The 13,402-nt window shown below is 46.6% G+C and carries 14 protein-coding genes; 11 read left to right on the top strand and 3 right to left on the bottom strand.

Going from position 1 to position 13,402, the window contains the following annotated elements; translation table 11 throughout:
• Positions 1 to 138 precede the first annotated feature (138 nt).
• The 8 genes from D2910_RS11820 to D2910_RS11785 all read left to right on the top strand — a co-directional run bounded on the left by D2910_RS11820 (position 139) and on the right by D2910_RS11785 (position 8,226).
• The gene (locus D2910_RS11820) at positions 139 to 534 is read left to right on the top strand and encodes a VOC family protein (protein WP_117313622.1); all 396 of its coding nucleotides are present in this window, start codon (positions 139 to 141) and stop codon (positions 532 to 534) included.
• A 102-nt stretch (positions 535 to 636) separates the two neighbouring features.
• A complete protein-coding gene (locus D2910_RS11815; RefSeq protein ID WP_117313621.1) occupies positions 637 to 1,788 on the top strand; it encodes a GAF and HD-GYP domain-containing protein in 1,152 nt (383 codons plus the stop codon).
• Positions 1,785 to 2,129 carry a DUF3307 domain-containing protein gene (locus D2910_RS11810; protein WP_117313620.1) on the top strand — a complete coding sequence of 115 codons (345 nt, stop codon included), beginning with the start codon at positions 1,785 to 1,787 and terminating at the stop codon, positions 2,127 to 2,129. The genes D2910_RS11815 and D2910_RS11810 overlap by 4 nt, the downstream gene beginning before the upstream one ends.
• A gap of 11 nt (positions 2,130 to 2,140) precedes the next feature.
• Complete coding sequence (locus D2910_RS11805; protein WP_117313619.1) at positions 2,141 to 3,985, top strand: adenylate/guanylate cyclase domain-containing protein; 1,845 nt, start codon at positions 2,141 to 2,143, stop codon at positions 3,983 to 3,985.
• A gap of 241 nt (positions 3,986 to 4,226) precedes the next feature.
• A complete protein-coding gene (locus D2910_RS11800; protein ID WP_240633613.1) occupies positions 4,227 to 5,978 on the top strand; it encodes a beta/alpha barrel domain-containing protein in 1,752 nt (583 codons plus the stop codon).
• A 123-nt stretch (positions 5,979 to 6,101) separates the two neighbouring features.
• A complete protein-coding gene (locus tag D2910_RS11795) occupies positions 6,102 to 6,626 on the top strand; it encodes a sigma-70 family RNA polymerase sigma factor (protein WP_117313618.1) in 525 nt (174 codons plus the stop codon).
• On the top strand, positions 6,619 to 7,797 hold the full coding sequence (locus D2910_RS11790) for a hypothetical protein (protein ID WP_117313617.1): 1,179 nt from the start codon (positions 6,619 to 6,621) through the stop codon (positions 7,795 to 7,797). Before D2910_RS11795 ends, D2910_RS11790 begins: the two co-directional genes overlap by 8 nt.
• An 87-nt stretch (positions 7,798 to 7,884) precedes the next feature.
• Positions 7,885 to 8,226, top strand: coding sequence for a zinc ribbon domain-containing protein YjdM (locus D2910_RS11785; RefSeq protein WP_117313616.1), 342 nt, complete (start codon positions 7,885 to 7,887; stop codon positions 8,224 to 8,226).
• A gap of 93 nt (positions 8,227 to 8,319) precedes the next feature.
• Here the strand turns inward: D2910_RS11785 and D2910_RS11780 are convergent, their stop codons facing one another.
• From D2910_RS11780 to D2910_RS11770, 3 genes are read right to left on the bottom strand one after another with little or no spacing between them, the layout of a single operon-like run.
• Entirely contained in the window at positions 8,320 to 9,270 is a 951-nt protein-coding gene (locus tag D2910_RS11780; protein WP_117313615.1) for a hypothetical protein, read from the bottom strand.
• Positions 9,270 to 10,496 carry a glycosyltransferase family 2 protein gene (locus D2910_RS11775; protein ID WP_117313614.1) on the bottom strand — a complete coding sequence of 409 codons (1,227 nt, stop codon included), beginning with the start codon at positions 10,494 to 10,496 and terminating at the stop codon, positions 9,270 to 9,272. The genes D2910_RS11780 and D2910_RS11775 overlap by 1 nt, the downstream gene beginning before the upstream one ends.
• Positions 10,493 to 11,254 carry a hypothetical protein gene (locus tag D2910_RS11770; RefSeq protein ID WP_117313613.1) on the bottom strand — a complete coding sequence of 254 codons (762 nt, stop codon included), beginning with the start codon at positions 11,252 to 11,254 and terminating at the stop codon, positions 10,493 to 10,495. The genes D2910_RS11775 and D2910_RS11770 overlap by 4 nt, the downstream gene beginning before the upstream one ends.
• Positions 11,255 to 11,650: 396 nt before the next feature.
• On the opposite strand from D2910_RS11770, the gene fliW reads away from it, so the two are divergent.
• From fliW to D2910_RS11755, 3 genes are all read left to right on the top strand, one after another.
• On the top strand, positions 11,651 to 12,097 hold the full coding sequence (gene fliW / locus D2910_RS11765; protein WP_117313612.1) for a flagellar assembly protein FliW: 447 nt from the start codon (positions 11,651 to 11,653) through the stop codon (positions 12,095 to 12,097).
• Positions 12,098 to 12,100: 3 nt separating this feature from the next.
• Positions 12,101 to 12,322: a carbon storage regulator CsrA gene (gene csrA / locus D2910_RS11760; protein WP_084243366.1), complete on the top strand. Its 222-nt coding sequence runs from the start codon at positions 12,101 to 12,103 to the stop codon at positions 12,320 to 12,322.
• A 185-nt stretch (positions 12,323 to 12,507) separates the two neighbouring features.
• A complete protein-coding gene (locus tag D2910_RS11755; RefSeq protein ID WP_117313611.1) occupies positions 12,508 to 13,347 on the top strand; it encodes a flagellin N-terminal helical domain-containing protein in 840 nt (279 codons plus the stop codon).
• Positions 13,348 to 13,402: the final 55 nt, after the last annotated feature.

Here is a 13,402-nt window from a genome sequence, read left to right as displayed (position 1 = left end):
GAAGATTATATTGCATGAAGAAATAAAAGAGGCAGCTTCCGCTATTTTTGCGGGAGCTGTTTTTACATCGATAGAGGAAAATCGGCAGACTGTAGAGAAAGAGAAAGAAAGCAAATCACTGCAAGGGGAGGGATTTAATTGGAACTGACGCATATTCGCTTATTGGTGGACAATTACAAGGAATGTTTTCTGTTCTACCGAAATGTTCTGGGTTTCAATGTGGTGTGGGGAGATGAAGATTCCAATTATGCCGACTTTGAATTTGCGGGAGTAAAATTGGGTTTGTTTGAAAGGAAGCGGATGGCCGACGCAATCGGTGCGGAATATCATTTGCTCCGGAAACGGTCAGATAAAGCAGCGCTTATTTTCAAAGTAGAGGATGTGGAGGAAACGTACCGCGAACTCCAGAAGAAAGTCGACTTTCTCACCGAGCCGACCGTGCAGGAAGACTGGGGCATCAAAGTGGCGCATTTCCGTGATCCTGCTGGGAACTTGCTTGAAATCTATGAAAGCTTAGGATCGATGGGGGATTAAGCTGAATCCATGAGGTTCAGCTTTTTATTATCCGCGAAGGGTTAAGGTTAAAGGGCTTTCAGCCGATAATAATCAATAAATGACTGTCATTGGGGGAGTACCGTGGAACGCGTAGAGAATTTGGAATTGCAGGTTCAGGAATTATTGAAGCTGCTGGAAGCTGCAAAACAATTGAATTCGAATTTGGAGATAGAAGAAGTGTTCCAGAACATCCTGCTGCAGATGGTGACGATGGTCGGTGCTGAGGCAGGCACGCTTTGGGTGCTGGACCAGGACGGCGAAGAGATCAAAGTCGTCGCGGCATACGGGGAATCCGCTGACAAGATCGTCAATATCCGTTTGAAGAAAGACGAGGGCATCGCCGGCAAAGTGATCATGAGCGGAGAACCGGTTTTGATCCGCAACGTCCAGGAACATCCCGATTGGTCTAATCGGGTGGATGAGTCGAGCGGCTTTGTCACGAAGTCGATGATCACGGTGCCGCTGACGGTAAAAGGCAAGGTGCTGGGATCGCTGCAGCTATTGAATAAAAAACAGTGTGAGTTCTTTAATGAGGCGGATGTCTCCCTGGCAGTGGCGCTCGCCAGCCAGTCGGCGATGGCGCTTCACAACAGCCAGATGTACGATGAATTGCAGCAGATGTTTCTCAGCATGATCCGCACTCTGGCGAAAGTGCTCGATGCCCGGGATCCCTACACTGCGGGGCACTCGGAGCGGGTCGCCAATTACTCGGTGTGGATTGCCGGTAAGCTGGGCATGGCAGCCGATAAGAAAAAGGAATTGTATAAAGCGGCACTTTTGCATGACGTCGGAAAAATCGGCATCCCGGATGATATCCTCCGCAAACCTGACCGGCTGACGACAGAGGAATACGAAGCGATTAAATTGCATACCGTAGTCGGTGCCGACATCCTGTCAAATATGGAACCGAAAAGAGCAATGGCGGATGTCATCCAAACCGCCCGTTCCCATCATGAACGCATCGATGGCAGCGGTTATCCGGATGGCCTCAAAGGGAATGAAATCTCCTTATTCGCCCGCATCGTTGGCGTCGCGGATACATTCGACGCGATGACAACCGCGCGCTCTTATAGTAAAGGCATGCCTTACAGCGACGCAGCTGAAGAGTTGATCCGCTGCAAAGACACACTTTTCGACAGTGCCATCGTCGATGCGTTTACAACGGTCCTTGCGGAAAGTGAATATGATTTGGCGAAATACGAAGCGGACCACAAAAAAGAGTACCGCTTATGAGCCAGTTTGACTTCCTGTTGATCGGGCATTTAATCGGTGATTTTTTATTGCAATCGTCATGGATGGCGAAAAATAAAGCGAGCAAGTGGCTGCCTTTATTGGTGCATGTCGCAGTCTATACGATTGTGGTGGGCATTTTCGGCGCTATGTCAGGCGGCTTGTCGCTCGCGGCGATTGCTTTGATCATCATCAGCCACATTATTTTGGACAGAAGGACATTCGTATCATTCTGGGTGCGCAATGTGCAGACGGCGAAAGGCCCCGAACAGGCATGGCTGTGCATAGTGGCCGACCAGATTTTCCACATCATCATTTTAGCGATAGCCATCGCTATTTCGTAGGAGAGTGACAGATGAAGTACGCGACAAAAAGATACGTCTTGGAACGGGATTATCCGTTCAGTAAAGAAAAGATCTGGGCATTGCTGGCCGATAATAACCGGTTGAACTTGTATATTGGCCTTTTTCCCGTCAAATTCGGCAACGTGAAAAAAGAGGGGGAAGGCGTTTTTCATCGCGAAGCCTTTGCGAAAGTCGGGGGGCTTGTCCCGCTTCGATGGCAGGAGTTCCCTTTTCAATGGGAAGAAAACAAGCGTTATGAAGTGGAAAGGCGTTATCTGAGTGGTCCGATCAAACATTTTGTCGGCGGAATCGAACTGCTGGATGCGGCTCCGAATTCAACTGACGTCACCAGAGTCCGTCTGACTGCTGAATTCGTTCCGCAGAATATTCTGGGCCTGGCCGCTATCCCGTTGACGGGATATAAGTCCATGCTCAACACATTTGCTTACATTGAAGAGTTTATTGTGGGGAAATCAGGTGATCTCTTCGATCCGCCGCAGAAAAAGGAAAAGCATACAGTGGATTTTGCTGAACTTGACAGGCTTACAACTGTGCTCCGCAACTGGCCGGTAACACCCCGGAGCGTCGACTTGCTTCATGCATATATCGTTACCAAGAGTGATCATGACGCTGCACATATGGAACCGGTCCGGATTGCGGAAGCATGGGGAATGGAAACAGATGAAGTGCTTCGCTTGTTTTTGTATGCTGCCAAATCCGGTGTTTTAAACCTGAGCTGGAATATGATCTGTCCGAATTGCCGGGTCTCAAAATCTGAACAGAATTCATTGTCCGGATTGACCAGCCAATTCCACTGCGATTTATGCGGAATCAATTACGATGCCAGCTTCGACCAATTCGTCGAGCTCAATTTTTCAGTCCATTCCTCAATCCGGAAAGCATATGCTGAAGTATATTGTGTAGGCGGTCCCATGATTACGCCTCATGTGAAACTGCAGAAAGTCATTGCTAAAGGAGCGACAGTCCGGCTGCCGGTGCCTGGTGAAGAAAATTTACGGCTGCGGGTTTTGCAGGCGAACGATATGGCAGCAGTGGAGCGAAATGCGGAAGCGACCGGTCTTCCTTTAATTTATACCGATGCGGGATGGTCAGAGACAGTCGTTGCGGGCTCGTCCGAAATAACCGTTCAAAACGCCAGCAGCCATGATATCCTGGTTGCTTTGGAACAATCCGACTGGAGCAAGAACACGGTGACAGCGGCGCAAGTGACAGCGATGCAGGAATTCCGGGATCTATTTTCATCCGAAATGTTATCGCCGGACCAGCAGATCGGCATCGATCATGTGACGATCCTGTTCACCGACTTGCAGGGCTCGACGTCGCTCTATGAAACAGTGGGAGATGCCAGCGCCTATGGGCAGGTCAATAGGCATTTCGATTACCTGACGAAATCGATCGGCAAAAATAGGGGCAGTGTCGTGAAAACGATCGGCGACGCCGTGATGGCGGTATTCCATCTGCCGGAGGACGGCTTGCGGGCAGCTCTCGATATTCAACAGAACCTCGTCGAATTCAATAAAGGCAAAGAGGATCCGATCATCCTAAAAGTCGGCTTATACAGCGGACCGGCCATTGCCGTGACGTCCAATGACCGCCTCGATTATTTCGGACGCACCGTCAATTTGGCGGCGCGTATCCAAGGGCAGGGAACGGGTGGCGACATCATCATCAGCCGAAATTACCTGGACCAGCCAAAACTTCGCGCCATTGTGGAGCGGGAGGGCAATCAGGTGGAGACTTTCCCGGCGAAACTGAAAGGGATTGAAGAGCAGGTGGAGCTGGTGAGGGTTTGTGTGGGGGAAGCGGAAAGCAGCGAATTGAAAATTTTAGCATAATGTCGAAAAGTGTGGTGTTCCAGCAGGAACGCCACCTCTTTTAATTTTGGATAATGAACAGCACCGAACGGCCTTTTTCTTTTTAAGGAGTTTATATCACTTAACATAATTAAGAGGTAAAATAGAAATATACTAGTTCGAGGACGTGATTTCTTTGCCGGATTGGACTTACCACACCATTTTTAAACCGGCGCTCTCCCGTATTAGGGCGAAGGACGGGAGAGAATTTATACATCAGGGCATGGCCAGAATTTCTGCATACCCGGGAGGAAGCAGGTTAATCGAATACCTCGGACATACCCATCCGTCTGCACAGCTGGAAACGGAACTCTTTGGATTCAAAATTTCCAATCCAGTGGGATTAAGCGGGAAAATTGATTCTGCGCTGACTGGCACTAAGGCATTCGGCCATTTGGGGTTCGGTTTTATCGAAGTTGGTCCGGTTGCTTCAAAGCCGGAAGAAGATAGTGTGCCAATATATACGCAAGCGAAAGACAATCTTATTTTTCCCTATCATGCGGAATCCCCCGGACTGGAACAGACCGTGACGAAGCTGAGAAAGCTGAAAAAATTTCAGAAACCGGTATTTATCAGGCTTGGAAGTGCAGAATCTGTTAGCGAAATTTCCTCTTTAATGCAGATGCTCACTGATTACGGCGATGCCTTGATTGTAGAAGGTCATTATAGAGAAGAAGAGTGGCAGCTGTTGAGGGATGCTAGTAAGGACAAGCCGTTATTACTGGCATGTCCACGAGATGAATTGGACTCTGATGCGATTGGAAAGCTGACAGCAGGTAATAGGGTGGATGGCGTCATCATCGATGAACAGCCAAAAGATACTGGCAAGGGGCTGGAATATCCTTTAGCCGATGCAGGAAAATTGGCAATAAAGGTGACAGAAATCAAAAAAAAGAGCAGCATCCCGATTATCGTTTCCGGAGGCATCAAGGAACCGAAAGATGCACTGGCTTTATTCGAGGGTGGAGCGGATTTGGTGATGCTGACAGCTGGTTATGTTTTTACCGGGCCGGGATTGCCGAAACGGATCAATGAAGCTTTGCTGGATACAAAAATTGCCGTAAAGAATACGTACAGCGAGTGGATCTGGCATTGGTTATTCGGGTTCCTGATGGTGATTGGCGGTCTTGCTGCTTTAATTGTCAGTATGACGATCGTTGTCCTGCCATATGATGAGGCGTTTTTGAAACTGACAAGAGAAGAACTGATCGCGATTAACCCGAATATCTATCGTTTTATGCAACATGACCGGATGACGGTCGCCGGAACAATGATATCGGGTGGCATCATTTATATGCAATTGGCCCGGAACGGTGTCCGTTTTGGGCTGCAATGGGCGAAAAGAGCAATTCATATTGCTGGCATCTTGGGCTTTTTGGGAATTTTGCTGTTTCTTGGATTCGGTTATTTTGACTGGCTGCATGGTATTTTATGGTTGATCTTACTGCCGTTTTTTTGGAAAGGCTATTTGATGACTAAGAATCATGCTGAACACGCATCATCGAGTAATCGGACGAATCACAGGGCATGGAAGAAAAGCTTGTGGGGGCAGCTTGCTTTTGTGGCACTCGGTACGGCTCTTGCAGTTGCTGGGCTCGTCATTTCCACGATCGGAGTGAATGAGGTATTTGTTCAAACGGATATCGCTTATATTTGCATGAGCCCGGAACAATTAGCCGGCATAAACGATCGGTTGATTCCGGTAATTGCCCATGACCGCACTGGACTTGGAAGCGCCTTGATCAGTGTAGGTTTACTTGTATTGATGCTCGCGCTCTGGGGATTTCAGCAAGGACAGAAATGGGTTTGGTATACCTTTTTGCTCGGCGGAATCCCGGCTTTCAGCGCTGCCATCATCATTCATTATGTGATAGGGTATACCACTTTTATTCATATTCTGCCTGCCTATATTGCTCTGCTACTGTTTGCTGGGGGAGTATGGTATTCCAGGGAGTTCTTTTTCATGAAACAATAAAAACTTTTTCATTAATCTCTACCCCTTTCCGCTACAATTGGCAGAAAGGGTATTTTTTATTGCCAAAAATGAAACGCAAATGCTTTGACCGTTGTCTAATAGATAGAAAAAGGGGGAGAGGGCTTGGAGAAGCTTGAGAAGGACCGGCTGCTGACGGAGGCGATGGATGAATACGGGCATTATCTGGTGCGGCTGGCGTATTCGTTCGTCAAAGAACGGACGAAGGCGGAAGACATCGTGCAGGACGTGTTTATCCGCTATTACATAAATCTCGATCGATTCGAAGGGCGCTCGAGCGTCAAAACTTTTCTATACCGCATCACGGTGAATGAATGCCATAACCATTTCAGGAGCTGGGCGCACCGTAAAATTGAACTGAGAAATAAATTGAACCCACTTTTGCCGAATAAGGGCTCAGCGGAAGAGACGGCGCTGGCGTCGGAGCGGAGTAACGAAATGGCAGAAGCGATTAGTGGGCTGCCCCTGAAATACCGTGAAGTGATCTGGCTCCATTATTATGCAGAGCTGTCGGTGAAGGAAATCAGCGAGGTATTGAAGATCTCGGACAACACGGTGAAAACACGGTTAGCCCGTGGGCGTCAGCAGGCCGGCGTCAAATTTACGGAGGAGGGGATTGACCATGCGTGAGGATCTGAAAGGGAAGTTGGATGAGTCGGTGCCGGAAGATGTGACGCTGTCGGATGCGAAGAAGCGGCAGATTTTAAAGGCTGCGCAGAATCGCGGGAATGGACAGAAGCCTTCGCGTGTTCCGAAAGTTTTGCCGGCGCTTGCGGGTGTAGCGGTGATCGGGCTAGGCGGAATACTAGGCTACCCTTACGTGAGTGATTGGCAGGAAGGGCGCGGGGCTGAGGGAGAAGCAGAGTTATCAGAACCGCAAAAGCTGGTAGTCCCAGGACATGATTATCCGGTGCTGATTGAATCTGAGTATGACGATCAGTCAGAGAAATTATTTTATAACGATGGCAGCAATCTTTATTCGTTTGATCCGGCTGCCGGAGAAGAATTAGTAGTGGCAAGTCTGGAAGAAAAGGTATCCACCTATCAATTTACTGTTGAAGGAAACTGGCTGGTCTGGGAAGAAAATGGGGAAGAAATCGCCAATCTGAAAATCATGAACCGGGATACAGCGGAAGTTGAGACTATTGAAGACGTTAGTGTAATTGATCTCCATATCGAAGATGAGAACTTAGTATATGCCCGGTTTGGTGTGGAAGATGACAAGCCGAAATATCTGTCGATCGACCTCAATACCATGGAATCGCAAACCGTTCATGAAATGACGGGACGGGGTTCGAATAGTGCCGCTTCCGTTTGGGGAGACAGCGTTGTCATTCCGGAAGGTGCACTGGTTGGAGAAAAAGTGGTGAGTGAATTCCATCTGTACGATTTGAGAGAAAACACGTTGATTGAAACGTTTACTTTGCCCTATCAGTCAGCTGCCGGAGTGACTTTAATCGATAACCGAATCTACGCGCATTTCAGCAATGAAGGGATGACGGACAGCGTATTGGGTTATGTGGATATTGAAACCGGTGAATTTATAGAAATTCCGGCCCCTGACTTTTTCGAATTTGCCGTGTACGGGGATTACCTCGCTTTAAGCGTCTCGGATGAAGCGGATTCCAGTGACGTGCAGCTATACAGAATGACAGGAACCGAATTGGAGGAAGTACCGGCATTCTCCGCAATTGAGGAACGGCTGGTTCGGCCGCGTTTTACAGATGAAGGAACCTTGGTGGTCAACGGCGAAGGAGAAGATAAGGCGATGTATTTGCTGGATTTAGGAACAAATGATTAATCTATTCCTTATGGTCAAAAGAGTGCTCTTAAGATAAGCTTTTCCTGAGAGTGTTTTATTTGAATCGATTTAATGGAGGCAACAATAATGAATGAACTGCCAAATTGTCCGAAATGTAATTCCGAATATGTCTATGAAGACGGCAGCCAGCTCGTGTGCCCCGAATGCGCGCATGAGTGGACGCCAGGAGCGGAAACTGAATCGGCTGAAGAAGCGAAAGTCGTAAAAGACGCTAATGGCAATGTCCTGCAGGACGGAGATTCCGTCACGGTCATCAAAGATTTGAAAGTGAAAGGCAGTTCATCTGTCTTGAAGCAGGGCACAAAAGTGAAAAGCATCCACCTGGTCGACGGCGATCATGATATCGACTGCAAGATTGACGGTTTTGGGTCGATGAAGTTGAAATCGGAGTTTGTGAAGAAGGGGTGAATGAGGAGTGGCTGGAGAAAATCCAGCCTTTTTTATTTGTTTTTCTATCAGAAAAAGCGCCTAAGGAAGCTTCCTTAAGCGCTTTTAGAAAAACTATTGTTTTTGCACGAGTATCTGGTAATGGATAAAGTCGAAGAAATGGGCATTATCAAGCATTTCTCCTCTGGCAATTTCCTTGGCATGCCGGAAAACTTCATCTGCCAGTTCGACTTCGCCCAGTGATGAAAAATAAGTGTGCAAATAATAATAGACAGCCAGGGACTCGTAGTCCACCGTCGCTTTCAGCTTCTGCCGGTCGTATCTGCCGTAGAGTTTCTGTTCCTGGTTCCATTCTTCCTTGAGCCATTCCGCGAATTGTTCGGAGGGCTGGCCACTTTTTTCACGATTCAGCGCAATCAGCAATTGGTCGATCATGTGCACTTCTTTGCTGCTGATGTACTGTTCGGCCGCTGTGTCGTAGTATTCAGGAGAAAACACTTCGCCTGTATCGGCCATATCCAGCAACCCGTAAGATTCAGGCGTAATCACTCCGTTATCATCCAGATAACTCAATGTCAGCCGCTCGGCAGGCATCTTGAGCGACCAGTCATAGAAATCCACTGTTAAACTCTCTTGAGTCTGAACAGCAGCTACAGCTTCTGAAAGTTTATCGGCAAGAGTTCTATATTCTGCATTGCCAAAAATGTCACTCGCCTGCTCCAGAGCTTTGATGATCCGGATATCATCGATCAGCGCATTCGTCGAAGCCTTTTCGTTCAGGCGCCAGCGGATAAAGGAATGGCCATTTTCCTGGGCAACAAAATGGTTCTTCAGGATTTCAACCTGCTTGGAAAAGTTCACGTCATCTTCAACGAGCGTTAAATATTCCATATATAAGCCGAGCGTTTCGGATAAGTATTCGGAATCCTGCTCTGTCGGGTAGGCGTGGATCAGTCCGTCGGCATTCGTATAATTTTTTTCGACCTGTTCCTGAACGGATTCCATTTTCCCGCAACCACCCATCATCAATAAAACCAGAAACAGCATCACGAACTTCATTTTCATCAGCCGATTCCTTTAAAGCGTTTCGTTTTGTCCCAGGCAATTGTTCTGCCGCGCAGGCGGCTCCACGCATAAAGCGAAAAACTGCGCAGCAGCAGGACGATAAACAGCTGGGCATAGGTGAAATACATCGTGAAGACGAAAAAGACATTTTTCAGCGTCACGTTGCGGTCGATCACCAACGCGCTCAATAATTGGCTGGTGTAGACGATATAACTCATGAACCAGAGGATCAGGAGCGGTGCCCCCATATTCGGAAACTCGTAGCCGGCCACGCTGAGGATGAAGAAAATATCCGAAAACAGCAGAACCAATACGAAAACAAGATAAGTCATGACATGCTGGAGGCTGAGGAAAAACGTCTTACCTTTCCAATGCGTCAGATCCTGCAAGGATTTCTCCAGAAGATAGATATTGCCGGTCAACCAGCGTGTCCGCTGCCGGATAAATGTTTTGATGCTTTCAGGTTCCTGTTCCCAGGTCCGCGACGTCGGAACAACCGGCAGCAAATAGCCTTTGGACGTGAGGCGGATTGTCAGTTCCGCATCTTCTGCAAGGGCGAATACATCGTAACCACCGATTTCTTCAAGAACCGATCTCCGGAGAAGCATATTCGTGCCCGCAAGTGAACCGAGCTTGAATACTTTCCAGCGGCCGCATTGCATCAATAATTGAAACACTTGAAATTCCAAAGCGATCATGCCGGTTAAGGTATTGGCGTTGCGATTTTTGGTCTTCACATAACCGACTGCGCCGGCCGCGTTTTTAGTGCTTTCCGCTGTGCGCACTAATTTCTCCAGTGCATCGGTTTCGGGTTCATTGTCAGCATCGTAAACGATGAAATAATCCGAATCGGAAATGCTCAGTCCGTAATTCAATACCCGTGATTTGCCCGCAGGCGAACCGTCGGGGACGGAAATATAATGGATTCTGGAAAAAACGGCCGCAAACTCTATGGCAATTTCCGCCGTCTCGTCTTTCGACCTGTCATCCAGCACATAAATATCCAGCTTGCCTTTGTATTCAAGGCGCGCCATGGCCCGCAGTGTATTTTCAATGACGATGCCTTCATTATGGGCAGGGATCAGCACCGCGACACTCGGATAATTAGTGAGTTCTTCCGGATCTTTGAATGTAATCCGGAACCACACACCTGAAATAGTCAAGATCGAGTAGAAAATAAGCAGCGTCCAGAAAAAGGCCATAATTATAAGAATGATGGAAGTCATAACGGTTTCCCCATCAATCCGGCTAAATGTTCGGCGTCTGTTACCTGCTCGGTTACAGTGGCGTATGGCGAATCCGATAGATTGATTTCAGCCTGGACCTTTTCCCGGAAACGGTCCAATACGATTTGCACACCTTCTGAATGTGTATTCTTCAATAGAAGATAAATAGCCCCCATATCGCCTGTCGCCAAGTCGAATTTTTGGCGGATACTCTGCAACGCCAGACGTTCCAGCTCTTCCTGCAGATTCACTTTCACGCGTTTATTGGGAGAAGTGATGGAAATCTTGACGAACCAAGCCTCTTCTTTATTCCGTTCCTTCGATTTCAACAGCCATTGCGCCTGTTCATCGAATTCCGGAAGCGTCAGCAGCTTTGTCACGCCTTTATATTTTTGCAGCAGCCGAACCTCGTGCTTAAGATCATTATTTTCATAACCAATTTTTTTAATGAAGTTCATCAGGATCCAATACAATAGAAGAAAACTCGTCAGCAATAGATGCCCGTACATATACAGGAGCTGAATCTCGGCCGATTGCTGATTGACAAAAGCATAGATTGTAAGAAAGACACCGTAGGAAAGGGCAATGGTTATTGCATACAAAAAGATGAATCTCTCTTGCACAGCAGTCATTACCAGGATGGAGATGCCGGCAAGTACAAGCACTGTCTGATAAAACGGCAATACGAGAAAAGCGATTGCCCAGCCATTGAGCAGAATTCCCAGAAGCAGCGAAGCAAGTACAAAATTCTTTTTCATAAGCTCATTCCTCCCTTTTGTGAAAATTAAATATTTTGAATATTTTATCTATATAATCTGAATATACGTCTCCGGCACTAGAGCTACAAGTGCAGATAAGCTTAGAGTGGTATTTTGTAAAAATAGTAAAAATACCTATATTTAGATTTATTTTTAGTGTTTTTATTTCTTTAGAATAAAATATTAATTAAATCGTTGGGCGCATCCTGTTTTATTGGATAAATTCTAAAAGATTAAACAATAAAAAATGTGCTTTTCAATAATTTTTATTCTGTAAATCGAATAATGCATAGGGATTTTAGCACGAGCGCAAAAAATTACTGTTTAATCATTCCATTATGTGCAAAAATAAGAACTAACAAAATGAATCACGAACAGAAATGAGGAGAACCCAAAATGAAATTCCAAACGACCCGTTTCGGTGAAATAGAAGTAGCAGACTCAAGTGTCATAACATTTACCAGAGGAATTCCTGGCTTTGACGAATACCAGAAATACGTATTGATCCCGGCCGACACAAAAGAAGAAACGCCATTTTTCTTCCTGCAGTCGCTGGAAGCGGAAGACATCAGCTTTTTCCTCGTCGATCCGTTTTCATTCTTCCAGGACTATGACGTTAAAATTTCTGACCAGACCGTCGAGCGCCTCGAGCTCGAAGATCCATCCGACGCACTAGTGCTGACCACCGTGACCGTACCTGGCGAAATGCAGCACGCGACGACCAACCTCAAAGCGCCGCTTGTCATCAACAATAGGAAGCAACTCGGCATGCAAACCGTGCTGGACAATAAAACCTACGAAATCAAACAGCCGCTATTCCAAGCTGAAGCAAGGAAGGTGTAAGCGATGCTCGTACTCGGACGAAAAAAAGGTGAATCGATCATCATCGACGACCAAATCGAAATAATCGTTACAAGCGTCGAAGGAGAAACAGTGAAACTTGGCATCGAAGCGCCAAAGCATATCACGATCCACCGGAAAGAAGTGTACTTGGAAATTCAGGAAGAAAATAAGAAGGCAATGTCGAATGTGATTGATATCGGAGATTTTTTGAAGATGAAGAAATGAGTGGGGAGCCTGCAGGGATGCGGGCTTTATTCTATTTCCAAAAGAAAATAAAAGTTTCTAAAAAATAAATTAAAAAAACGCTAAACATTTTCTGGCGCCCTCCGATAAAGATAGTGTAAGGAAGTTCAAACGGATTTGAACACCCTTGCAAAAAACAAAAAAACATTACACGGAGGTAATACAAAATGATTATTAACAACAATATCGCAGCTCTTAACACTCACCGCCAAATGGGCCAGGTAAGTGGCAACGCTTCAAACTCAATGGAAAAACTTTCTTCAGGAATGCGCATCAACCGTGGTGCAGATGATGCAGCTGGTCTTTCGATCTCTGAAAAAATGCGCGGACAGATTCGTGGTCTTGAGCAAGCTTCTAAAAACTCTCAGGATGCAGTTTCTGTTATCCAAACTGCTGACGGTGCATTGAACGAATCACACGCTATTCTTCAGCGTATGCGTGAATTGACTGTACAAGCAGCAAACGATACAAACAGTGACGATGAAAGAACGGCAATTCAAGGTGAGCTTACTGAATTGACTTCAACGTTAACAGATATTTCTACTAACACTCAATTCAACGGACAAAAATTACTTAATGCTTCTGCTGGTTCAGCAGCAGACGGAGTAATGACGATCCAAAGCGGTGCCAACTCAGGTGAAACACTTACATTGGATTTGAGCAAAGCTGATTTGGCTACTACATTAACTACGTTGGCAACTGGTATGGTCGGTGTTGATACAGCGGCAAACGCAGCTAGTTCTTTAACTGCAATTGATGCTGCAATTCAATCAGTATCTGATTCCCGTGCTTACACAGGTGCTGTTCAAAACCGTCTTGACTACACAATCAACAACTTGAACGCTTCTGCCGAAAACACACAGGCTGCAGAATCACGCATCCGTGACGTTGACATGGCTAAAGAGATGATGAACTTGACTAAGAACAACATCTTGACTCAAGCTTCTCAAGCAATGTTGTCTCAAGCAAACCAGGCACCACAAGCAGTACTTCAATTACTACGTTAATAGTAGATGAAGCTAAGAAGTCAGAGGCTCTCTTATTGAGAGCCTCTTTTTTCAC

The sequence above is a fragment of the Planomicrobium okeanokoites genome (genome assembly GCF_003428875.1).
GTDB lineage: Bacteria > Bacillota > Bacilli > Bacillales_A > Planococcaceae > Planococcus > Planococcus okeanokoites.
The sequence above is the reverse complement of the archived record's forward strand: the minus strand, read 5'-3'. Positions and strand labels throughout refer to the sequence as shown.

Excerpts from the sequence above, each read along its gene's own strand:
- D2910_RS11810 (WP_117313620.1), top strand. The coding sequence starts at position 1,785 with ATGAGCCAGTTTGACTTCCTGTTGATCGGGCATTTAATCGGTGATTTT.
- D2910_RS11805 (WP_117313619.1), top strand. The coding sequence starts at position 2,141 with ATGAAGTACGCGACAAAAAGATACGTCTTGGAACGGGATTATCCGTTC.
- D2910_RS11800 (WP_240633613.1), top strand. The coding sequence starts at position 4,227 with ATGGCCAGAATTTCTGCATACCCGGGAGGAAGCAGGTTAATCGAATAC.
- D2910_RS11790 (WP_117313617.1), top strand. The coding sequence starts at position 6,619 with ATGCGTGAGGATCTGAAAGGGAAGTTGGATGAGTCGGTGCCGGAAGAT.
- D2910_RS11785 (WP_117313616.1), top strand. The coding sequence starts at position 7,885 with ATGAATGAACTGCCAAATTGTCCGAAATGTAATTCCGAATATGTCTAT.
- D2910_RS11780 (WP_117313615.1), bottom strand. The coding sequence starts at position 9,270 with ATGAAAATGAAGTTCGTGATGCTGTTTCTGGTTTTATTGATGATGGGT.
- D2910_RS11775 (WP_117313614.1), bottom strand. The coding sequence starts at position 10,496 with ATGACTTCCATCATTCTTATAATTATGGCCTTTTTCTGGACGCTGCTT.
- D2910_RS11770 (WP_117313613.1), bottom strand. The coding sequence starts at position 11,254 with ATGAAAAAGAATTTTGTACTTGCTTCGCTGCTTCTGGGAATTCTGCTC.
- fliW (WP_117313612.1), top strand. The coding sequence starts at position 11,651 with ATGAAATTCCAAACGACCCGTTTCGGTGAAATAGAAGTAGCAGACTCA.
- csrA (WP_084243366.1), top strand. The coding sequence starts at position 12,101 with ATGCTCGTACTCGGACGAAAAAAAGGTGAATCGATCATCATCGACGAC.
- D2910_RS11755 (WP_117313611.1), top strand. The coding sequence starts at position 12,508 with ATGATTATTAACAACAATATCGCAGCTCTTAACACTCACCGCCAAATG.